The following is a 21,839-nucleotide window of genomic DNA, read 5'->3' as shown; positions in this document are numbered from 1 at the left end:
ACAACCCACGCGCATTCGTATAAGCGCGGCAAAGGGATCTAGCATTGAATTCACACACGTGCCACGAGCAGACCGCGCCTTGGTCTGTCGAGGAGGACTGAGCGCTGTGACCAAGCAGGTGCAGCAACTCGACCGCGTGATCATCCGGTTCGCGGGTGACTCCGGCGACGGCATGCAGCTCACCGGCGATCGATTCACCGCGGAGACGGCGTCGTTCGGCAACGACCTGTCGACGCTGCCCAACTTCCCGGCCGAGATCCGCGCCCCGGCAGGCACCCTCCCCGGAGTGTCGAGCTTCCAGCTCCACTTCGCCGACCACGACATCCTCACCCCGGGCGACGCGCCCAACGTCCTCGTCGCGATGAACCCGGCCGCCCTCAAGGCGAACCTGTCCGACCTCCCGCGCGGCGCCGACATCATCGCCAACGCCGACGAGTTCACCAAGCGGAACCTGCAGAAGGTCGGCTACGACGTCAACCCGCTCGAAGACGAGAGCCTGGCCGAGTGGCGGCTCCACTCGGTGCCGCTGACCTCGCTGACGGTCAAGGCGCTCGAAGAGTTCGACATCTCCAAGAAGGACGCCGAGCGGGCGAAGAACATGTTCGCGCTCGGCCTGCTGTCGTGGCTCTACGGCCGCCCGGTCGAGGCGACGATCAAGTTCATCGAGACCAAGTTCGCCAAGAAGCCCGCGATCGCCAAGTCCAACGTGGCCGCGTTCAACGCCGGCTACAACTACGGCGAGACGACCGAGGCGTTCTCGGTCTCCTACGAGATCAAGCCCGCCCCGCTGAGCGCCGGCGTCTACCGGAACATCTCCGGCAACCAGGCGCTGGCCCTCGGGCTGGTCGCGGCCTCGGTCCAGTCGAAGCTGCCGCTGTTCCTGGGCTCCTACCCGATCACCCCGGCCTCCGACATCCTCCACGAGTTGTCGAAGCACAAGCGGTTCGGCATCCGGACCTTCCAGGCCGAAGACGAGATCGCCGGCGTCGGCGCGGCGCTGGGCGCGGCGTTCGGCGGGGCGCTCGGCGTGACCACCACGTCGGGCCCGGGTGTGGCGCTCAAGGCCGAGACGGTGGGCCTCGCGGTCACCACCGAGCTGCCGCTGATCGTGGTCGACGTGCAGCGCGCCGGCCCCTCGACCGGCATGCCGACCAAGACCGAGCAGACCGACCTGCTGATGGCGCTGTTCGGCCGCAACGGCGAGTCGCCGGTGCCGGTGATCGCCCCGGCGACGCCGTCGGACTGTTTCGACGCCGCCGTCGAGGCCGCCCGGATCGCGATCAAATATCGCACCCCGGTGATGCTGCTCTCCGACGGCTACCTGGCCAACGGCTCCGAGCCGTGGAAGGTCCCGTCGCAGGCCGAGCTGCCCGACATCTCGGTGCCCTACACGACCGAGCCCAACGGCGACGACGGCACCACCTTCCTGCCGTTCAAGCGTGACGCCGAGACGCTGGCCCGCCCGTGGGCGATCCCCGGCACCCCCGGCCTCGAACACCGCATCGGCGGCATCGAGAAGGCCGACGGCACCGGCAACATCTCCTACGACCCGAACAACCACGACCTGATGGTCCGGCTGCGCCAGGCCAAGATCGACGGCATCGACGTGCCCGATCTGGAGGTCGACGACCCCGACGGCGACGCGCGGGTGCTCGTGCTCGGCTGGGGTTCGACCTACGGCCCGATCGCCGCGGCGGCCCGCCGGGTGCGCCGGGGCGGCGGCAAGGTCGCGCAGGCTCACCTGCGTCACCTCAACCCGTTCCCGAAGAACATCGGCGAGGTGCTGAAGTCCTACGACAAGGTCCTGCTGCCCGAGATCAACCTGGGCCAGCTCGCGCTGCTGCTGCGGGCGAAGTACCTGGTCGACATCATCAGCTACAACCGCGTGCGCGGGCTTCCGTTCAAGGCCGAGGAGCTGGCCGGAGTGATCCAGGAAGTGATCGACAGTGAGTGAGTCTCTCAACGGCAAGGGCCTGGCCCTGGTGCCGAAGGCCGAGGGCAAGCAGACCCTGAAGGACTTCAAGTCCGACCAGGAGGTGCGCTGGTGCCCCGGGTGCGGTGACTACGCGATCCTGGCCGCCGTGCAGTCGTTCATGCCCGAGCTGGGGATCAAGCGCGAGAACACGGTGTTCGTGTCGGGCATCGGCTGCTCCTCGCGGTTCCCCTACTACATGAACACCTACGGGTTCCACTCGATCCACGGCCGCGCCCCGGCCATCGCGACCGGTCTGGCGGCCTCCCGCCCCGACCTGTCGGTGTGGGTGATCACCGGTGACGGCGACGCCCTGTCGATCGGCGGCAACCACCTGATCCACGCGCTGCGCCGCAACGTCAACCTGAACATCCTGCTGTTCAACAACCGGATCTACGGTCTGACCAAGGGCCAGTACTCGCCCACCTCCGAGGTCGGCAAGATCACCAAGTCGACCCCGATGGGCTCGCTCGACAAGCCGTTCAACCCGATCTCGCTGGCCGTCGGCGCCGAGGCCGGGTTCGTCGCCCGGACCATCGACTCCGACCGCAAGCACCTCCACTCGGTGCTGCGCGAGGCCGCCGCCCACCGGGGCACCTCGCTGGTGGAGATCTACCAGAACTGCAACATCTTCAACGACAACGCGTTCGAGGATCTGAAGGACCCCGAGAAGCGCGACGTGATCACCCTGCGCCTGGAGCACGGCCAGCCGATCGCCAACGCGACCCAGGCGGTCAGGCTCGCCCCGACCGGTGGTCTCGAGGTCGTGGCGCGCGACTCGATCTCCCCGGAGGAGATCCTCGTCCACGACGTGCACAACCCCGACCCGTCGCTCGCGTTCGCGCTGAGCCGGCTCGACGAGCCGGCCTTCCAGCACGTGCCGATCGGCATCTTCCGGTCGGTCGACCGGCCCTCCTACGACCACCTGATGAGCGAGCAGCTCGAGATGGCCGTGGCCCAGCGTGGCCCCGGCGACCTCGACGAGCTGCTCCAGGGCGGCGATACCTGGAAGATCAACTAAGGGTTCCGTAGAAGGCCGTACACGTCTCGAAGTCAGGAAACAGGCCCTCGTCGAGGGCCTGTTTCATTGACGGCGCCTGTACGTCCTTCTCCGAGAGCACCGGGTTCTCCACCTGCCAGTCGATCCCCAGCTCCGGGTCGAGCGGGTTGATGCCGCGCTCCCGTGTCGGGGCGTAGGGCTCGGAGCACAGGTAGAAGACGGTGGCGTTGTCGGTCAGCGCGGCGAAGCCGTGGCCGAGGCCTTCGGAGATGTAGACGCTCTGGAAACTCTCCGCGTCGAGGACGATCGAGTCATGCCGGCCGAACGTGGGTGAGCCCACGCGGAGGTCGACGATCACGTCCAGGATGCGGCCGGACAGGCAGGTCACATACTTGGCCTGGCTCGGCGGCACGTCGGCGTAGTGGATGCCCCTGATCACGCCCCGGGCGGAGACCGAGGTGTTGGCCTGGGACAGGCGCAGGCCGTGGCCGGTCGCCTCGGCGAGGTCGGCGGCCCGGAACGACTCCATGAACGTGCCCCGGTCGTCGTGGAACAACCTCGGGGTGTGGAGGTAGGCGCCCTTGATCGACAGTTCTTCCATATGGACTCCTTACATGACAGATGCCCCGCCGGTCAGCACCGGCGGGGCATCAGTGGTTCATCAGGCGACGTTCACGGTCTGGACGGCGACCGAGGTCCGTCCGTCGGTGCCCGTCACCGTCAGGGTGATCCGGTAGGTGCCCGGCGTCGTGAACGTGTGCGAGGCGGTCTGGCCGGTGCTGGGGGCGCCGCCGTCACCGTAGCTCCACGTGTAGCTCGCGATCGCCGCCGACCCGGCGGTCGAGGCCGAGGCGTCGACGTCGCAGGTCAGGCTGGTGCAGGTCGGGGTGAACGCGGCCGTCGGCGCGGCGGCCAGGTTGCTCGCGGCGAGGTCGTCGACCGTCAGGACGATCGGGGCGTTCGTCGCGGTGCCCGACAGGTAGGCGCCGATGCCCACGCCGCCCGCGACCTGCATGTTCGCGGTGGCGTCGGTGGTCGTCGCCTGCCAGGCGGCGGGTTCGGTCCCGGCGGCGTTCCAGACCTTGCCGGAGATCGTCGTCGGGTTGGTGCCGGTGACCAGCACCCGCATGTTGAGCACCAGGCCCGGCGTGTAGGTCAGGCCGGGGATGGTGGTCTCGGCGGTGATGAGGGTGTCGGTGCTGGCCCCGGCGGTGCGGATCAGCGACAGGCCGACGCCCGACGGGAGCAGCCGCGCCCGGACCTTGTACTCGCCGACGCCCGCGACGCGACGGCCGGTGGCGAACAGGTAGGTGCCGTTGCCGGTGCCCACCTTGTCGGACGCGATCGAGAACGACAGGTCGGCGGTGGTGCTGGACACCCCGTCGAGGTAGGCGCGCGGGTTGGCCGTCGTCGCCGGGAGGACGAGCTTGGCCGCGTTGCCGTCGACGGAGAAGTTGCCGGCGCCGCCGACGAGCGTCCACGGGCCGCCGGTCTGGGCGGTGCCCAGCGAACCGTTGAGGGTCCGGCCGAACGTGTCGTCCGCGATGATCGACGGGGGGTTGGCGGCCGGACGGGGCACGACCACGTCGCCGCTGTTGGCGGTGGCGTCGTCGTTGTCGGTGACCGTCAGGGTGACCGGGTAGTCGCCGGCGGCCGGGTAGATGTGGCTCGGCGTGGCGCCGGTGCCGGTCTGGCCGTCGCCGAAGTCCCAGGCGTAGCCGTCGATCGAGCCGTCGGCGTCGGCGGACGCCGAAGCGTCGAACGAGCACGAAAGATCGGTGCAGGTCGAGGTGAACGACGCGGTCGGCGGCTGGTTGGCCGGGCCGGTGCCGCTGCCCTCCTGGTAGTGCTGGGCGACCTCGGCCGGGGTGAGCACCTTGGCGTAGATCGCGCCCTCGTCGATGAACCCGTTGAAGTTGTCGGAGCTCGGGCGGTTGGGCCAGGAGTTCAGGTTGTCGCCGCCGAAGCGCCAGTAGCCCGAGTAGCTCTCGGCGCCGGTCTGCGCGTGGGTGCCGACGAGCGCGCCGTCGACGTAGAGCTTCATGCCGTCGGCGCCCTGCGTCGCCACGAGGTGGTGCCACTGGTTGTTGTTGTACGCGGCCGTGGTGGTGATCAGGTTGAAGGCGCCGGTGTAGGTGCCGAAGACCAGGCGGCCGTCGTTGCGCATGTAGACGTGGCGGTCGTAGTTGCCGCTGGTGCCGGTCGCGGTGTTGCCGAAACCGACGATCTTGCCGCCCTGGTTGGACGAGCTGCGGAACCAGGCCTCGGCCGAGTAGGTCGTCGGGTTGCTCGTCAGGTTGCCGGAGATGGCCCGGCCGCCGCTCTGCACCCGGACCGCCCGGTTGGTCGAGCCGACGATCGCGCCCGTCTGGTCGTAGGTCACGCCGGTGTTGCTGAACGTGCCGTTGACGCCGCTGGTGCTGGCGTCGATCGCCGTCGGGCCGTTGGCCTCGTTGAAGCGGAAGTAGGTCACCGGCTCGTCGTCGTAGACGACGCGGCCGTAGTCGTCGGCCGGGCGCGGCGGGATCGGGCTGGTGCGGCCCGAGGCGACGAAGTGGGCGTCGACCTTCGACAGCGGCAGGGCCGTCGGGTAGATCGCGACGTCGTCGATCTGGCCGTTCAGGTAGAGGCTGGTCGGGCGGTTCGGCCACCCGTTGAGGTTGTCGCCGCCGATCCGCCAGTAGCCGGAGTAGGACTGGGCGGTGGTGACCGACGGGTCCTGGCCGACGCGGCGGCCGTCGACGTACAGGGCGATGCCGCCGCTGCCCTGGGTGGCCACGATGTGGTGCCACTGGCCGTCGTTGAAGCCGGGGGCGCTGTTCACCGTGCGGACCGCGTTGGGGTAGACGCCGAAGTAGACGCGGCCGGCGTTGTCCATGTAGACGTGGCGGTCGTAGCTGCCCGACTCGCCGGTCGCGGCGTTGCCGTAGCCGACGATCTTGCCGCCCTGGTTCGACGTGGTCTTGACCCAGGCCTCGATCGAGAAGGCCGGGGTGGTCGCGACGGTGCTGTTGGTCTTCACCAGGCCGGTGCCGGTGCCGTTGAAGGCCGCCGCGGCGTCGGCGTCGCCGTTGATCGCGCCGGGGCTCGCCTGGGAGGTGCCCGCGTCACGGGTGGCGTCGGTGAAGGCGGCGTAGTCGAAGGCGGTGGTGCCGGAGGCCTCGCCGAGACGCCAGTAGGCGCTCGCGCCGTCGTCGATGACGGCTTCGGCGTAGTCGCTGAGCGCACCCGCCGAGGAGATCGTCACCGGGGCTGAGGTGCCGCTGCCGACGGCGTTGCCCTGGGGGTCGACGGCGCGGACCCGGTAGGTGTGCACGGAGCCGGGCGCGAGGCCCTCGTCGATGAAGCCGGCCGACGGGAGGGTCCAGAAGTTGGAGTCGACCTCGACCTCGCCGATCGGGGTCGTGCCCCCGTCGCGGAGGATCTGGTATTTCAGCTTCGCGTGGTCGCGGTCCCAGGTGGTCTTCCAGCTCAGCCGGGCGGTGCCCGCGTTGAGCGAGACCGCGGTCGGGGTGAGGTCGGCCGTCGGGATCGGCCCGGAGGTCTTCGGTGCGTTCGCCTTGAGCGCGAACCGGGTGAGGCCCTGCTGCGCGCTGCCGTTGACGGTGGTGAACTCGCCACCCATGACCAGGTAGTTGCTGTTGCCCGACAGGGCCCAGCCACCCTGGTTCATGCCGGTGTAGGAACCGGCGTTGACCTGCGGGAACCAGTGGAGCAGGGTCGGCGTCGGCTGACCGCTGTACTGGCTGTTGTTCGACGGCGGCATCGGGTCGGTGCCGGTCGGGACGGTCGTGGTGGCCAGCGCGCGTTGCCAGCGGGTCGGCGAGACCTCGGGGAAGCCGCGCAGCGACTCGCAGTCGTGGGCGTGGCCGACGCTGTAGAGCACCTGGTTGATCGGGAAGACGCTGTAGCTGGCGCCGTAGCAGTTGTCGAGCCAGATCAGGTCGCCCGTGTTGGGCTCGACCGCGAACCGGCCGTCGAACCAGTGCCAGCCCTCGCCGTCGGCCGCGGCGTAGATGTTGGTGCCGTCGGTGGTGAGGTCGTAGGTCATCGAGTAGTCGTTGCCGATCCGGGCCGGGATCGGGTTGCTGCTCCACGGCAGCGAGTCCCCTGTGACCGGGTCGAGGGCGCCGATGCCCACCCGGGTGGCGTTGTTGAGCTGCTGGAACTTGCCGCCCACGATGACCCGGCTCTGGTCGGGCGACATGATCAGGGCGAAGACCTCGTCGTCGGTGTCGGGGGCCCACGGCTGGTTGGCGCCGTTGCTCCGGTTGACCGCGGCCAGGCGGTTACGGCTCTGGCCGTTGACGTTGAAGAAGTTGCCGCCGAGGAAGACGGTCGAGTTGGAGACCGTGATCGCGCGGACCACGTTGCCGACCGAGGGCGCCCACGACTCAAGGTTGCCCGTGGCGACGTCGAAGGCCGCGACCCGGTTGCGGGTCTGGCCGTTGACCTGCGTGAAGTCGCCGCCGATGTAGATCTTCGTCTGGTCGGGCGACACGGCGATGGTGCGGGCCTGGGCGTTGAGCGTCGGCGCGAAGGAGGTGACGTTACCCGTGGTGATGTTGAAGGCCAGGATGTTCGACCGCACCACCTCGGCCGCGTTCCCGGGGGCGGTGCCCGGCGGGCGGGCGCGAGTGAAGCTGCCGACCGCGTAGACGGTGTTGCCGACCGTGGCCATCTTCCAGACCACGCCGTTGATCTGCCACGTGGGCAGGGCGTCGGCCGTGACGGTCTCGGGGACTCCCGGCGGCGGGTCGATGTCGGCCCGGGCGGGGAGGGGGATCGCCGCGAGCGACGCCCCCAGTAATGACGCGGCCAGGAAGGCGGCCACTCGCGATGATCGAATTACCACGGTTACCTACATCTCAGGAGATCGTTCTCACATCGCTGCAAGCGTAATGGAACGGTTTAATCAAGCAAGGAGTAACGCCTGGGGCGTGAAGTAACGATTAAAGTTCACCTTCTGGAGCGCCGGATTTAAGCACCGCCCCGGCTTCCCGGCCGAACACCTTCGCGACGTCGGAAGGCCACGGCGCACCATCGGGCAAATCACCATTTTTCGGCTCACTGCCGTGGATTTCCTGACCGGTCATCCGGCGCAGATCGGCGAGGGTGGCCACCTCGGCGTCCGCCCGCGTCCAGTCGGCCCAGTCGGCGAGCGGCCCTGGTCCGCGGCGGTGATAGACGTTGTGGTCGAGGTCGGCCATGTCGGCGGCGCCCTTGCGGCGGGTCAGGTCGCGCACCGCCACGAGGGGTTCGGGCCCGGCCGAGGAAAGCACGTTGTTTCGCACCTCGACGCCACTCACATTCCAGGTCACCCCCGGCGTGAGTTGCTGCCGCGCCCCGTCGATCGCATAGATCTGCCGGCCTTTGTTGTCGGTCACGGTGTTGTTCCAGATCCGTACGTCGCTCGACTCGTTCACATAGATGCCGTGAGTGCCGTTGCCGGTCACCACGTTTCCGGCGATGAGCGCGTCGGCGGAGATCTCGAAATGGATGCCGTGGTGGGCGTTGTTCCGCACCATGTTGCGGGCGACCACGGCGCCGACGACCGATTCGTCGAGCCAGATGCCGGGGCCCCGGTTGTCCTCCATGAGGTTGCCGACGACCGTCATGCGCCTCGACTCGGTGATCTTCAGGCCCCCGGAGACCGGGGTCATCATGAAACGCTCCACGTTGTTGCCCCGGCTGATGTTGCCGACGATCGTGGCGTCGTCGGACTTGTGCCCGCCGAGGCCCACCTGGCCGTTGCCCTCGAACAGGTTGTTCCTGACGGTGATCCGGGCGCCCTTGAGGGACAGGCCGGTGACCGAGGTCTGGGCGAAGACGCTGTTCTCGATCGTCATGTCGTCGGCGAAGGCCTTGACGGCGGCGATCCTGGCCAGGGAGGTGGCGTAGCGCCGTACCCCCACGCCCCTGAGGGACGACCCGTCGGCGCCCTCGAAGTAGAGGGCCTCGTCGAGGGTGGTGGCGCGCACGTCGCGGCCGGTGGGGTCGTCGCCGATGAACAGGCGGCCGGCCTGGTAGTCGACGAAGAAGGCGCCGGGGCCGACCTGCTCGGCGGTCTGAACCTGGGCGAGCGGCCGGTCGTCGACGAAGACCTGGTCGGGCCAGTTGGCCATCGGATGGCCGGGGTCGACCATGTGCCAGTCTTCGCCGCCGCCCGCGGTGAAGTCGGTGTTGTCGAACCGCACGTCCCAGCCGTCGCGACGCCATCGGGAACCGTCGCGGACCCAGCCGCCGACCGGTTCGCTGCCGTCGAACCACACGACCTCGCCGGGGTGGTTCTGGATGGCCAGGCGCTTGCGGAAGATCTCCACCTTCTCGTGGTAGACGCCTTCGCGCAGGACGATCGTCGAGCCCTCGGGGGCGGTCTCCACCGCGTGGGCGAGGGTCCGCCAGGGTTTCGCTCCGTCGCCGGGCGCGTCGTCGTCGCCGTCGGGGGCGACGAAGAAGGCGCCCTCGGGGACGGGATAGTCGGCCGTGCCCAGCGGGGCCGGCCCGGCCGTCTGCCACGACGGCTGGGCCGGCCCGCCGGTGTCGGGCCGTATCAGCGCGGCCCAGATCAGGACGCCCGCCACCGCGAGGGCGACGGCCCCCGCGGCGGCGAGCCCCCGTCTCACGAAACGATCACCGCCGCGCCGGTCGGGCTGGAGACGCGGTTGTTGTACGGGTCGATCGCGCGCACCCGGTAGGTGTGCGAGGCGCCCGGGGTCCGGCCGGTGTCCTGGCACGACAGGTTCGGCAGGTTCCAGAACACCGAGAAGGCCTCGGCGGTGCAGGCGACCTGGCCGTCGTTGCGCAGCACCTCGTAGCGGACCTTGCGGTTGTCGAGGTCCCACGTGGCGCCCCAGCGCACGGTCACCTTGCCGCCGCCGACGGCCTGGGCGGTCGGCGCGGCGAACCCGGCCTGGATCGGGCCGCCGACGTCGGGGCTGGTCTCGTGGAAGGTCCAGCGGGTCAGACCCTGCTGCGCGACGTCGTTGACCTCGGTGAAGTCACCGCCGGCCCACAGGTAGACGCCGTCGTTGGCCATCGCCCACGGGCCCTGCACCCAGGGGTAGGTGGTGCCGGGGGCCGAGTTGGGGAACCAGTGGAGGATCGTCTGCTTGGCGCCCTGGGCCGTGCCGGCCGGCTCGGCGAGGTAACGGCGGTGGGGCTTGGTCTCGGGGAAGCCGTCGCCGCCGTAGTAGGACTGCATGCTGCAGCGGTGGGCGTGGCTGCCGCTGTAGAGGACGCCGCCCATCACCGAGATCGCCTGGGTCGCGCCGAGGCAGTTGTTGATCCAGATCCGCGAGCCGTTGTCGGGGTTGAAGGCCAGGCGGCCGTCGAAGGTGCCCTCGCCGTTGGCGCTGGCGTACATGCGGGTGCCGTCGGAGACGATGTCGGTCACCCACGAGCGCTTGGTGGAGCTCTCGGCCGGGATGTCGTTGCTGTTGAACGTGCCCTTGGAGCCGTCGCTGACGTTGACCGCCGACAGGCCGTGCTGCTTGACGCCGTTGATGCGGTCGAAGTCGCCGCCGACGATGAGGCGGTTGCCCGCGGGGGTGAGCGCCATCGCGTTGACGCGCCTGTCGGCCGTCGGCGCCCACGAGGTGAGGACGGCGGTCGAGGCGTCGAAGGCGGCCAGGCGGGTGCGGGTCTCGCCGTTCACGGTGGTGAAGTGGCCGCCCGCGTAGACGGTGGTGTCGGAGACGGCGACCGCGCGCACCCGGTTGTTGAACACCGGCTTGAAGTCGGGGTCGAGGGCGCCGGTGGCGGTGTCGAAGGCCGCCATGCGGTCGCGCCGCGAGTTGTCGATCTTGTTGAAGTCGCCGGCGACGTAGATCTTCGAGCCGTCGGGCGAGGCCTTGATCTCCCAGACCGTGTCGCAGCGGTAGGTGTCGGCGGAGATCTTGTCGCACTCGTTCTGCGCCGTGTCGCTGGTGAACGTCGGAGAGAAGGCCACCGGGTTCCACGGCAGCAGGTCGCCGGTGGCGGTGTCGAACGCGGCCAGCCCGACCCGCGGCACCTCACCCGCGCCCCCCTTGGGGACGCCCGGCGGCCGGACGTTGTCGAAGTTGCCGCCCACATAGGTCACGCCGTTGACGATCTCGATCGTCAACACCACGCCGTCGGTCTGCCAGGTGGGCAGCGCGTCGGCCGTGACCGTGGCGAGTTCCCCGGTGGCGGGGGCCGTGTCGGCCATCGCCGCGGGGACGGGCGTCACCGCTAACGCGGCGATCAGGCCCGATATCAGGGTCTTGCGCATTTGGTCCCCTTCAGGGCACAGGTGAGACCACACCGGTCTCACGCGTATCGTGACGCTCGTCACGTCTCACAGGTTTACGTGTGATGACACAAGTCCACGCCACGATGAGGAACATCCAGATGGACGCGACGTTCGCCGCGCCCGCCATCTGATCGGCGGTCAAGCCGTCGATCACCAGAAACGTCATCAAACCGAGCAGCAGCGCCGCCTCGACCCGGACCTCCCTGACCCTGGTGAACGACAGGTTCACCGTCAGCACCACGACGAGGAGCAGGCAGAAGATCGCCCCGCCGACGAGGCCGCCTTCGACCAGCACGTTGACGAAGATGTTGTGACCGCCGCCGAGCCCCAGGGCGTCGAGGAACAGACCACGCGCCGACGACATGCCGTTGCCGAACACCGGCCGGTTCATCACCGCCTGGTAGGCGAAGGTCCACAGGTCGGTACGCGAGTTGAGGCTCTCCAACTGTTCGACGGTCTCGCCACGGGTGGCGAACTCCAGGAGCCTGTCGCCGAACAGCAGCGGCAGCAGCACCACGATCGGCGTGCCGACCATGATCACCTCTATCCGGCCCCGGGTGCCCCGGGCGGTGAGCAGGAACGCCGCCACCCCCGCGAGGATGCCGACCGCCGCCCCCCGGGTGCCGGTGGCGACCAGCGCCGCGGCCGTGACCGCCGCGGAACCGGCGTAGACCGGCCACGGGAAACGTCTCGGCAACCCGTTCGGCAGCAGGAACGCCAGGCACAGCAGCAACGCGACGCCCAGGAACATGCCGGCCGTGACGGGATGCACGTAGAGCCAGTTGAACCGGTCGACCGTGTTGGGGGTGCGTTTGAGCGGCATCGCCACGCCGAACGCCACCGAGACCACGACCAGGCCGACGAACACGTGGGCCAGCCGGTAGAGGTCGTCGCGCCGCGCCCGGGTCGCGATCACGTGGCAGACGATCGCGGTGACCAGGAGCTGGCTCGCCCGCACGGCGGCGAACGGGGGGAACGGGGTCCACAACACCGACAGGGCGCAGTAGGCCGCGAACAACCAGGCCAGGATCAACGCGGCCGGAGCCGCCCGCCGGGGGGCCCGGAGGCCGAACCGGCGATAGAGGTAGAGGGCGCAGAGGCCGTAGACGCCGATCTCCAGCAGCACGGTGGCGTCGATGCCGCCGCCGACCGCTTCGGACACGTCGCGCGAACGAAACTTGTAGTCGCTCGCGAGGATCATGCCGAGAGGCAGCAGCGTCGGCCACCACTGCGTGCGGAGCCGCCGGTGGCGCGCACCTCTCACGCCGGTCCCCCCGAATCGCCGCTCCGCTTGGTGACGTGTGCCAGCATACGAGCGGTTAATAACTTTTCACTATGGACCGGTTGAGAGGACGAGTCAGATGAAGCTCCCTGAACCTGTGATGAACGCGGGCCGAACCGCCATCCGGGGCTGGGGCATGGCGACGGCGGCGTTCCGGCCCGACCCCGATTTCCTGCTCATCGGGGCCAAACGCGGGGGATCGACGTCGTTCTATTTCGCACTGCTCGAGCATCCGAGGGTGATTCCGCTGTTCCCGGCGGCCGGGCTGCTGCCCAAGGCCAACCACACGAAGGGCGTGCACTACTTCGACTCGAACTACACCCGCGGCATGCGGTGGTACCGCTCGCACCTGCCGAGCCGGTTCAGCCGGGCGCGGGCCGAGCGCCGGGCGGGCGGCCCGGTGGTCGCGGGGGAGGGCTCGCCCTACTACCTCCACCATCCGCTGGCCGCCGGACGCGCCGCCGGGAACGTGCCAACGGCGCGCATCCTGCTGGTGTTACGCGATCCGGTGGAGCGCACGTTCTCCCACTACCGGGAGCGGGTGCGCGCGGGCGCGGAGACCCTGTCGTTCGAGGAGGCCCTGGCCGCCGAGGAGTCGCGGACCGCCGGGGAGGAGGCGAAGATCATCGCTGATCCGGCGTACCTGTCCTACGCCCACGAGCAGCAGTCGTACGTCGCCCAGAGCGAGTACGCCCGCTGTCTCGAGCGGTGGTTCGCCCACTTCCCCCGCGACCGGTTCCACATCCTGACCAGCGAGGACTTCTACCGCGACCCACAGGCCGCCTGCGACGGCGCGGCGGAGTTCCTCGGGCTGCCGCCCGCGCCCCTGCCCGCGGCGGGCAAGGTCTGGAACGCCGCCGCCCCGGGTGACATGCCCGACGACGTGCGCAAGAGGCTGGCCCACCACTTCGCCCCGCACAACCGGCGGCTGGAGGAGATGCTCGGGCGCGGGCTCAGCGACTGGACGGCCGGCTGAGCACCTCAAGCGCCGCGAGCATGCCGCCGTTGAGCGGCAGGTCGTCGCTGCGCTTGGAGATCACGGCCTCCCAGTGGGCGGCCGCCTCGGCGTAGCCCGTGGGCACCGGGTCGACCCCGAACAGGGTCGTCTCGGCGGCCCGGTAATAGACCTCGTCGGCGCCGGGGGGCGCCCAGGCGGCGTCCTCCCAGTCGATCAGCCACGGTTCCCTGCCCCGGGTGCGGCGCAGGTTCCACGGAGTGAGGTCGCCGTGCATCGGCAGCCAGTGGCCGGGGGTGCCGGGGGGTTTGGGCAACCGGGCGAGCAGCCGCTGGATGCGGCCGGTGAGGTCGACGACGTCGACCTTCCTGACCGGCCGGGCGGGGACCGGCTCCATCGCCGAGATCAGCAGCCACGAGTGGCCCTCGCCCAGGACGACCGGCACCCGGAACCCGTCGCCGCCGTCGAGCAGCCGCAGCACCCGGGCCTCGCGGTCGAGCCCGTCGCGCACCTTGAGGAACCCGACGGGATGGCCCTTCTGGATCAGGAGGGCGGCGGCGCCCGGCCGGGACGCCTGCGGGCGCAGGTAGAGGGCGACCTCGTCGATCGGGCCGACGACCCCGGCGACCTCGCGGAGGATCTGGTCCCAGCGTTCGACCGGGGGTTCCCAGCGTTCGCGCCGGCCCGGCAGCAACCACGGCCCGCCGACCAGCACCACCCGGTGCAGGATCCGCTGGGCCAGCAGCGGGAGGGGCTTGGAGAAGGTGAGCAGCGACAGCCCGGCGGCGGCCGACCGGGCGTCGCTGACCGGGATCCAGACGTTGGCCCGGCCCGGCGGGTAGCGCACGAAACTCATCCGCGCAGGTCCTGGCAGAGTTTCTCGTAGCGGGCGGCGACGTCGTCCCAGGTGTAGTGGACGCGGGCGCGCCCACGGGCCAGGTCGCCCCGGTGGCGGCACGCGGCCGGGTCGTCTTCGGCCTGTTCGATCACGGTCGCGAGGTCGTCGGGGCCGCCGAAGAACACGCCCGACTCGGCGAGGACCTCGCGGTTGAACACGACGTCGTAGGCGATCGTCGGGGCGCCCGCGCCCATGGCCCGCAGCAGCGACGGGTTGGTGCCGCCGACGGAGTGGCCGTGCAGGTAGGTGGCGCATCCGGCGTAGAGGGCGTCGAGCAGGTCCTGGTTCCAGACGGCGCCGACCAGCTTCACCCGCTCGTCCTTGGCGGCCAGGTCGTCGATCTTCCGCACGTACTCCTCGGCGTAGGGCGCCGAGCCCACGACGACCAGGGGCAGCCGGGCGGCGCTGCGCGAGTAGCCCTCGACGATCAGGTCGACGTGGTTCTCGGGCTCGAACCGGGCCACCACCAGGTGGTAGCCGCCGGGTTCATAGCCTTCGGCCTTCAGCAGGTCGTCGTCGCAGCGCTCCTGGACGGGCGCGCCGTAGGGGATCATGACGCTGCCGGCCGCGTAGGTCTCGCGGTAGTAGTCCTGGATCGCGACGGCGTCGGCGATGATCTGCTTCGACCAGCGCACCGACAACTTCTCGACCGCCAGGTAGTAGCGCTGCCCTGCACCGTTCCATTTGGCCCGCTTCCATTCCAGCCCGTCGACGTGGGTGGCCACCGGGATGCGCGCCAGCTTCAGGAACGGCAGCAAGGGCGCGTTGGCCGCGTTGAACACCAGCGCGACGTCGGTGCGGTGCAGCAGCACATGGCCGACCGACAGCGCGGTGTGGCTGAGCGTCTCCATGATCTTGTGCCGCACGGCGGGAAGATGGACGAGCGTCATCCCCTTGTACGCCGGGATCTTCTCCACCGCCCCCCGGCAGTAGACCCGGACGTCGTGCCCGGCGTCGGCCAGGCGTGCCCCGATCTCCTCGACGGCGGTCTCGAAGCCCCCGTAACGGGCCGGCACCCCGCGAGTCCCGATCATGGCGATCCGCATGCGTCCCCTTCGATGGATGACAAGATGAACATCCAACCGTAAACGGTAATCAAACATTTGGATGCGGCAACCATGGTTCGAGTGGTGATGGCCCACCCGTCGCCCGATCTCTACGGCTCCGACCGCATGCTCGTCGAATCGGTCCGGGCCCTGGCGGAAAAAGCCGAAATCACGGTCACTTTGCCCACCGACGGCCCTTTGTCCGTTTTGATTCGTGCGGCCGGGGCGAAGGTCGAGATCCTGCCCGTGCCGGTGCTCCGCAAGGCCTATCTGAAGCCGGCCGGCCTGGTGAGGCTGGCCTGGGCGCTGGCCACGACACTCCCCCGCATGGTGTCCTACCTGCGGCGCGACCGTCCTTCGGTGCTGTACGTCAACACGGTCACCATCCCCTGGTGGTTGCTGGCCGGGCGGCTCGCGCGGGTGCCGAAGGTGGTGTGCCACGTACACGAGGCGGAGGAGGGGGTTCCCGGGCCGATCAGGCGGGCGCTGACCCTGCCGCTGCGGCTGGCGCACACGATCATCGCGATCAGCCGGAGCGTGCGCGACCGGATCGTGGCCGACGGCGGCCCTGACGGCAAAACGACCGTCATCCACAACGGCGTCGCCGGTCCCCCGCCCGCCGATCCCCGCCCCGAGCACGAGGGACACCTGGTCCTGGTCGGCCGCCTGTCTCCCCGCAAGGGCAACGACGTCGCGGTCGAGGCGGCGAAACTCCTGGTCGGCCGGGGTCACACGATCAAGCTGACGCTGGCCGGCACCATCTTCCCCGGCTACGAGTGGTACGAGGCCGAGCTCCGCGCGAAGGCGGCGGAACTCGGGCCCGGGGTGGTCTTCGCGGGGTTCACCGACCCGGTGTGGCCGCTTCTGGCCACGGCCGACGTCGTGCTGGTGCCCTCACGGGTCGAACCCTTCGGCCTGGTGGCCGTCGAGGGCATGCTGGCCCGCCGCCCGGTGGTCGCCAGCCGGGTGCAGGGATTGGCGGAAATCGTCGACGACGGGAAGAACGGCCTGCTCGTGGCGCCGGGCGACCCGGTCGCGCTCGCCGACGCCGTCGAAACCCTGCTTAACGACTGGACCGCCGCGAAAGCCCTCGCGAACAGGGGTTTCGACGACGCCACGTCCCGATTCGGCCTATTGCGTTACACGACGGCGATGGAGCGGGCGATTCTCGGGCCGGACGCTGATGTCTAAACTGTGAATCGACCACTTCTTTACGTGAAGAGGAATGCACAAGCGGGGAGAACAGGCATTCGTGGCCACAGACCAACGTGACGAGACCCCCGAGGTCGGTCTTCTTGAGGCCGTGTGGCGCTATCGATGGTCGTCGCTCGTACTGATCCTCGTCGCCGCGGTCGCCGCGGGGGCGGCGACCTTCTTCGTCTTCGGCAACGTCGAGGCGACCGCCCGGTTCGCGGTGGTCGACCCGCGCAGCACCACCTATCTGCGCATGGGCGTGTCCTCCGACAGCAGCTACATCGCCTACACCGCCCAGCGGGCCGCGTTCGCCCAGTCGGCGGGCGTGCTCGACCGGGCCCGGCAGCTTCTCGAGAACGAGCAGAAGGTCGTCGTCGACCTGGAGACCCTGCGGCAGAGCGTCACCGCCTCGCCCGGAACGGCCGGCGGCATCGTCGTGGTCACCTCGACGGCCAAGACCGACAAACTGGCCGCGCAGATGGCCAACGCGGTGGTCGCCGCCTACCAGATCCTCACCGAGGCCGACGCGCAGCGCGAGCAGGAGAAGCTGCTCAAGAGCGTGCGGTCCACGCGCGCCCGCGTACAGGACGATCTGAAGCGGGCCCCCAACGGCAGCGCCACCGAGTCGTCGCTGACCGAGGCGCTGGTGCAGCTCCAGCTCAAGGAGTCGGAGGCGACGATCGACCTCGCCCAGTTCGGCGGCGGTGTGCGGTTCGTCGACCAGGCCAACCCACTGAAGATCACGCCGAGCAAGGTGCCGACCAACATCGCGATCGGCCTCGCGGTCGGCGCGCTGCTGGCCATCGTCATCGCGTTCCTGCGCGCCACCAACCCGATCGGCACGATCCGCGAGGTGACCACCCCGACCGGTCAGCGCCACAAGCCCGCCCAGCCGCGCCGCCCGCTGCTGCCCCGGCCCGAGATCAACGGCTCGGCCCCCGTCAAGGCCGAATACGACGACCGCCCGACGGCCGCATTCGAGCGCATCAGCCTGCCCGCCAAACCACCGGAGCCCGCGGCCCCCGCGATCGAGAGAGCGGCGGCCGAGAAGCCCGCGCCGGAGCGGCCGACACCTCCGCCGCCGATCCGGAGCTGGCCCGAACCGCCGCCTGCCAAGACGCCCGCGTCCAGGAAACCCGCGACCAAGGCGCCCGCCGATCCGCCCGATGACGACGCCGAGCCCGTGGTGACGATCGACACCGGCGCCGCCTCCTGATGGCCGGTTCCCTCCGCGGGCTCCTCGCACGGGCGGGCGGCTCCGTCACCTCCCAGGCCGTCACGGCGGGCGGGAGCGTCGTCTTACAGCTCATCGCGGTCCGGTTCCTCGGCCCCGAGGCGTTCGGCGCCTACGCGATCATGATGGCCGTGCTCGTCGCGGTCACCACCGTCTTCTCCTCATGGGTGGGCGACTCGCTCACCGTGTTGGACCGTTTCAATCCGCGGGTGCGGGCCGCGTTGTGCGCCTCGATCCTGGGGCTGACCACCGCCGGGACCCTCGTCGGCGTGGTGTTCGCGCTGGCGCTCCGCCTGGCCGACGCGCCGGGCGTCGCGGCGTTCGCGCTGCTCACGGTGTTGTGGTTGCCGCAGGAGAGCGCGCGGCGGCTGCTCAACGCGCGGCTGGAGTTCGGCCGCCTGGTGCTCAACGACGTCGTCTACGTCGGGGTGACGCTGGCGATCCTGGCCGGGCTCTGGCTGACCGGCACGCCGTTCACGCTGACGTGGATCCTGGGCGCGATGTGCGCGGGGCAACTCGTGTCGCTGGGGTTGACGCTGGCGCTGCTGCCGTCGGCGGAATACCGGCTGCCGCGCCCGAGCCTGGCCGGGCTCGGCGAGGTGACCTCCTTCGCCGCGTGGCGGTCGGCGCAGGCGTCGTTGCGGCCGGTCGCGCTGCTGGTCATGCGGGTGGCGATCGACACGTTCGCGTCGCGTGCGGTGCTGGCCGCCGTCGAGGCCGGGCGGTTGCTGATGTCGCCGGCGCTGACGGTCGTCCAGGGCGCGGGCTCCTATCTGCTGCCGACGTTCGTGCGGCGGCGCGACGCCGGGGCGCCGATCCGGCCGCGCAACGCGCTGGCCGCGTCGCTGGTGCTCATCGCCGGCACGCTCGCCTGCGGAGTGGCGGCCATCGCGGTCCTCGGGTACGCCGGCCCGCTCATCACCGGCGGCGCGTTCACCCTCGACGCGGTGACCGTGGGCGGCTGGGTGGCCTACACGGTCAGCTTCTCCGCCACGCTGCCGCTGTCGATGATGGCGGCCGCCTACACCCTGTCCCGCCTGGTGTTCATGGTCAGGGCGGCCGAGACCGGCATCGGCCTGACGGCCATGCTGGTCGTGCTCGCGGTCGCCCCCGATCTGGCCCACCTGGCTCCCTACTGCATCGGATTCGGCGGCCTGGCCTCGGGTTTCCTCCTATGGTGGCACCTTCGCCGCACGGCCCCCGTCCCGTCACGGAATGAGATCCCCCATGAGACGCACGCTGCTGAGTAGCGCCGTTCTGGCGTTCGCCCTGACGGCGGCGGTGCCCGCGTACGCCGAACCGGCCCCCCCGGCGCCGTTGAGGGCCACCTGGAAGCAGGACCGGGTCATCGACAACCCGAAGATCACCGAATCCAGCGGCCTGTACGCCTCCCCGCTCCACCCCGGCGTCGTCTGGACCCACAACGACGGCGCCGGACCGGCCACCCTCTACGCCATCGGCCCCGACGGCACGACCCTGGCGACCGTCACCGTCGAGGGCCCCGCGGCCGTCGACACCGAGGCCATGGGCGGCTTCGTCGACCAGCGCGGCAACGCCCTCGTCTACCTGGCCGACACCGGCGACAACGACAAGACCCGCCAGGCGGGGGTGACGTTGTTCGTCTTCCCCGAGCCGAAGGTCCTGGCCGACACGACGGTGACCGCCGAGCGTTATCCGATCGTCTACCCCGACGGCCCGCAGGACTCCGAGGCCGTGCTGATCAACCCGACCAACGGCAACCTCTACTTCGTCAGCAAGACCCCGACCGGAGGGGCCGTCTACGGCGCCCCCGCGTCGCTGGTGCCGGGTGTGGCCAACCGGCTGGAGAAGCTGGTGGCGGTCCCCCATGTCATCTCCGACGGCCTGATCGGCTACGACGGCCGCATGTACCTGCGCGGCCTCAACAAGATCCGCATCTTCACCGACGTGACCGGGCAGGTGGTGCAGACGATCGACGCGCCGAAGCAGCCGCAGGGCGAGTCGATGGCCCTCAGCGCCGACGGCAAGACGCTGCTCGTCGGCAGCGAGGGCGAGAAGAGCGCGGTGTTCGCGTGGGCGCTGCCCAAAGACCTGGTGACCGGCCCGATCCGCAAACCCGGGCCGCAGCCCGACCCGAACGCGATCCAGCAGACCGCCAGGGCCACGGAGCCGTCGAGGTTGCCGCAGCTCATGCTGGGCGGCGCGGCGGGGCTCGTGGTGCTGATCGGAATCGGCGCGGTCATCCGTCGACTGAGGCGTTAATCGGGTTCATACTCCGGCCATGCGCAGACGCTCGATCCTGGCCGTGTTGTCTCTCTCGTTCCTGCTGACCGGGCTGCTGGCGGCCCCCGCGTGGGCGGCCGACTACTCGGCCCAGCCCCGCGCCAACTGGCTGCCGAACGGCCGGGTCCTGGCCATCGCCCACACGGGCGACCGGGTGGTGATCGCGGGTGAGTTCACCAGCCTGCGCCACTCCACGACCGGCGAGACCGTCGGCCGTCAGCGGGTCGCCCTGCTCGACGCGGCCAGCGGAGACCTGATCCGCACGTGGTCGCCCGCGGTCAACGGCGCGGTGCAGGTGCTCGCGGTCGGGAACGGCCGGGTCTTCCTCGGCGGCGACTTCACCACGGTGGCCGGGCAGGGCCGCACCCGGCTGGCGGCCATCGACCTGGCCACCGGCAACGTCGTCGGCGGCTGGACGCCCGCCGCGAACAGCACGGTGCGCGGGCTGGCCGTGATCGGCGACACCCTCTACGCCGGTGGCGCGTTCACGCAGGTCGCCGGGCAGAACCGGACCCGGCTGGCGGCCGTCGACCTGAACAGCGGCGCGCTGCGCGCCTGGAACCCGGGCGCCAACAACACGATCATGGCCATGGCGGCGGCCCCCGACGGCGGCAGCGTGATCGTCGGCGGGCAGTTCCGCACCCTCGGCGGCGCGACGCGGCTGTTCCTCGGGTCGGTCGGCCTCAACGGCGCGGTCACCGGCTGGACCCCGCCCGCGAGTTGCGACGTGCCGAGCAACCAGTGCTGGGTGCTCGACCTGGCCGCCGACGCCGACAGCGTGTACGCCGCCATCGCCGGGGTCGGCGGACGACTGGCCGCCTACCGCCTGAGCAACGGATCGCGCCGCTGGGAGCGTACCGCCGACGGAGACGTGGAGTCGGTCGCGGTGCGCGGCTCCTACGTGTACGCCGCCGGCCACTTCTGCCCTGACTTCTCCGGGTTCCAGCGTTGTGACTTCGTGGCCGTCGACGCCGGGACCGGCGCGGTCGACACCGACTTCGCGCCCACGGCCAACGGGCAGGTGTTCGCGTTGCACGCCGGGCCCGACGCGCTGCGCGCGGGCGGCGGCTACAGCCAGCTCAACGGGGTCTCCCGGCCCAACTACACCGAGTTCCCGCTGATCCCGGCGTCGGGCGACGTGATGCTGGTGCCGGCGGGCTCGTCGTGGCGCTACCTCGACGACGGCAGTGACCAGGGCACGGCCTGGCGGGCGGCCGGGTTCGACGACTCCGGCTGGCCGCAGGGCCTCGCCCAGTTCGGGTTCGGCGACGGCGACGAGCGGCAGCAGGTCGCGCCGGGCCGCATCACCTACTACTTCCGCACGACCTTCGGCGTCGCCGCCGCGTTCAGCCAGGTCACCATGAGCGTGATCCGCGACGACGGCGCGGTCGTCTACCTGAACGGGACGGAGATCTGGCGCGACAACCTGCCGACCGGCACGGTCACCGCCGCCACCCGGGCGCTCTCCACCATCTCGGGCACGGCCGAGTCGCAGTGGACCGACGTGTCCCTGTCGCCCGGCCAGCTCCAGCAGGGCCAGAACACGATCACGGTGGAGATCCACCAGGACCGGCCCGACTCCAGCGACATCAGTTTCGACCTGCGCCTGCGGGCGCGCTGAAACGGCGGGGCGGGCGCGACTTTCCTGATCGAATTGGGCCCCCATAAACGACCATGGTCACCCTTATTGTGGGTCGATACCTTTGCCCCGATTCGAGAGA

The 21,839-nt window shown here is 70.2% G+C and carries 15 protein-coding genes; 8 read left to right on the top strand and 7 right to left on the bottom strand.

Annotated features, from left to right (window positions below):
• Window positions 1-106: 106 nt before the first annotated feature.
• The gene (locus AW273_RS26985; RefSeq protein ID WP_062353846.1) at window positions 107-1,954 is read left to right on the top strand and encodes a 2-oxoacid:acceptor oxidoreductase subunit alpha; all 1,848 of its coding nucleotides are present in this window, start codon (window positions 107-109) and stop codon (window positions 1,952-1,954) included.
• Window positions 1,947-2,993, top strand: a complete 1,047-nt coding sequence (locus tag AW273_RS26980) for a 2-oxoacid:ferredoxin oxidoreductase subunit beta (RefSeq protein WP_062353843.1) — start codon at window positions 1,947-1,949, stop codon at window positions 2,991-2,993. The genes AW273_RS26985 and AW273_RS26980 overlap by 8 nt, the downstream gene beginning before the upstream one ends.
• Here AW273_RS26980 and rfbC read toward each other — a convergent pair.
• The 5 genes from rfbC to AW273_RS26955 all read right to left on the bottom strand — a co-directional run bounded on the left by rfbC (window position 2,986) and on the right by AW273_RS26955 (window position 12,511).
• Window positions 2,986-3,573: a dTDP-4-dehydrorhamnose 3,5-epimerase gene (rfbC, locus tag AW273_RS26975; protein ID WP_062353840.1), complete on the bottom strand. Its 588-nt coding sequence runs from the start codon at window positions 3,571-3,573 to the stop codon at window positions 2,986-2,988. The genes AW273_RS26980 and rfbC overlap by 8 nt on opposite strands.
• Window positions 3,574-3,633: 60 nt before the next feature.
• Window positions 3,634-7,806, bottom strand: coding sequence for a LamG-like jellyroll fold domain-containing protein (locus tag AW273_RS26970; RefSeq protein WP_062353837.1), 4,173 nt, complete (start codon window positions 7,804-7,806; stop codon window positions 3,634-3,636).
• A 118-nt stretch (window positions 7,807-7,924) separates the two neighbouring features.
• Entirely contained in the window at window positions 7,925-9,598 is a 1,674-nt protein-coding gene (locus AW273_RS26965; RefSeq protein ID WP_062353834.1) for a right-handed parallel beta-helix repeat-containing protein, read from the bottom strand.
• Window positions 9,595-11,226, bottom strand: coding sequence for a hypothetical protein (locus AW273_RS26960; RefSeq protein ID WP_062353830.1), 1,632 nt, complete (start codon window positions 11,224-11,226; stop codon window positions 9,595-9,597). Before AW273_RS26960 ends, AW273_RS26965 begins: the two co-directional genes overlap by 4 nt.
• A 10-nt stretch (window positions 11,227-11,236) precedes the next feature.
• A complete protein-coding gene (locus tag AW273_RS26955; protein ID WP_062353827.1) occupies window positions 11,237-12,511 on the bottom strand; it encodes an O-antigen ligase family protein in 1,275 nt (424 codons plus the stop codon).
• 97 nt (window positions 12,512-12,608) lie between these two features.
• On the opposite strand from AW273_RS26955, the gene AW273_RS26950 reads away from it, so the two are divergent.
• Entirely contained in the window at window positions 12,609-13,505 is an 897-nt protein-coding gene (locus AW273_RS26950; RefSeq protein WP_062353824.1) for a sulfotransferase domain-containing protein, read from the top strand.
• Here AW273_RS26950 and AW273_RS26945 read toward each other — a convergent pair.
• Entirely contained in the window at window positions 13,483-14,340 is an 858-nt protein-coding gene (locus AW273_RS26945) for a phosphotransferase (RefSeq protein ID WP_062353821.1), read from the bottom strand. The two genes, AW273_RS26950 and AW273_RS26945, sit on opposite strands and share 23 nt — an antisense overlap.
• The gene (locus tag AW273_RS26940) at window positions 14,337-15,428 is read right to left on the bottom strand and encodes a DUF1972 domain-containing protein (RefSeq protein WP_062353818.1); all 1,092 of its coding nucleotides are present in this window, start codon (window positions 15,426-15,428) and stop codon (window positions 14,337-14,339) included. The genes AW273_RS26945 and AW273_RS26940 overlap by 4 nt, the downstream gene beginning before the upstream one ends.
• A gap of 72 nt (window positions 15,429-15,500) precedes the next feature.
• On the opposite strand from AW273_RS26940, the gene AW273_RS26935 reads away from it, so the two are divergent.
• The 5 genes from AW273_RS26935 to AW273_RS26915 all read left to right on the top strand — a co-directional run bounded on the left by AW273_RS26935 (window position 15,501) and on the right by AW273_RS26915 (window position 21,739).
• A complete protein-coding gene (locus AW273_RS26935; RefSeq protein WP_062353816.1) occupies window positions 15,501-16,619 on the top strand; it encodes a glycosyltransferase family 4 protein in 1,119 nt (372 codons plus the stop codon).
• A gap of 61 nt (window positions 16,620-16,680) precedes the next feature.
• Window positions 16,681-17,838, top strand: coding sequence for a GumC domain-containing protein (locus AW273_RS26930; protein WP_062353813.1), 1,158 nt, complete (start codon window positions 16,681-16,683; stop codon window positions 17,836-17,838).
• Entirely contained in the window at window positions 17,838-19,106 is a 1,269-nt protein-coding gene (locus AW273_RS26925; protein WP_062353810.1) for an MATE family efflux transporter, read from the top strand. The genes AW273_RS26930 and AW273_RS26925 overlap by 1 nt, the downstream gene beginning before the upstream one ends.
• Window positions 19,084-20,097 carry a YncE family protein gene (locus tag AW273_RS26920; protein WP_062353807.1) on the top strand — a complete coding sequence of 338 codons (1,014 nt, stop codon included), beginning with the start codon at window positions 19,084-19,086 and terminating at the stop codon, window positions 20,095-20,097. Before AW273_RS26925 ends, AW273_RS26920 begins: the two co-directional genes overlap by 23 nt.
• A gap of 19 nt (window positions 20,098-20,116) precedes the next feature.
• Window positions 20,117-21,739, top strand: a complete 1,623-nt coding sequence (locus AW273_RS26915; RefSeq protein ID WP_062353803.1) for a PQQ-binding-like beta-propeller repeat protein — start codon at window positions 20,117-20,119, stop codon at window positions 21,737-21,739.
• Window positions 21,740-21,839 lie beyond the last annotated feature (100 nt).

The sequence above is a fragment of the Herbidospora yilanensis genome (assembly GCF_001570565.1).
Lineage (GTDB): Bacteria > Actinomycetota > Actinomycetes > Streptosporangiales > Streptosporangiaceae > Herbidospora > Herbidospora yilanensis.
The sequence above is the reverse complement of the archived record's forward strand: the minus strand, read 5'-3'. Positions and strand labels throughout refer to the sequence as shown.

Coding starts and splice junctions, on each gene's coding strand:
- rfbC (WP_062353840.1), bottom strand. CDS start 3,573: ATGGAAGAACTGTCGATCAAGGGCGCCTACCTCCACACCCCGAGGTTG.
- AW273_RS26960 (WP_062353830.1), bottom strand. CDS start 11,226: ATGCGCAAGACCCTGATATCGGGCCTGATCGCCGCGTTAGCGGTGACG.
- AW273_RS26950 (WP_062353824.1), top strand. CDS start 12,609: ATGAAGCTCCCTGAACCTGTGATGAACGCGGGCCGAACCGCCATCCGG.
- AW273_RS26945 (WP_062353821.1), bottom strand. CDS start 14,340: ATGAGTTTCGTGCGCTACCCGCCGGGCCGGGCCAACGTCTGGATCCCG.
- AW273_RS26940 (WP_062353818.1), bottom strand. CDS start 15,428: ATGCGGATCGCCATGATCGGGACTCGCGGGGTGCCGGCCCGTTACGGG.
- AW273_RS26935 (WP_062353816.1), top strand. CDS start 15,501: ATGGTTCGAGTGGTGATGGCCCACCCGTCGCCCGATCTCTACGGCTCC.
- AW273_RS26925 (WP_062353810.1), top strand. CDS start 17,838: ATGGCCGGTTCCCTCCGCGGGCTCCTCGCACGGGCGGGCGGCTCCGTC.
- AW273_RS26920 (WP_062353807.1), top strand. CDS start 19,084: ATGAGACGCACGCTGCTGAGTAGCGCCGTTCTGGCGTTCGCCCTGACG.
- AW273_RS26915 (WP_062353803.1), top strand. CDS start 20,117: ATGCGCAGACGCTCGATCCTGGCCGTGTTGTCTCTCTCGTTCCTGCTG.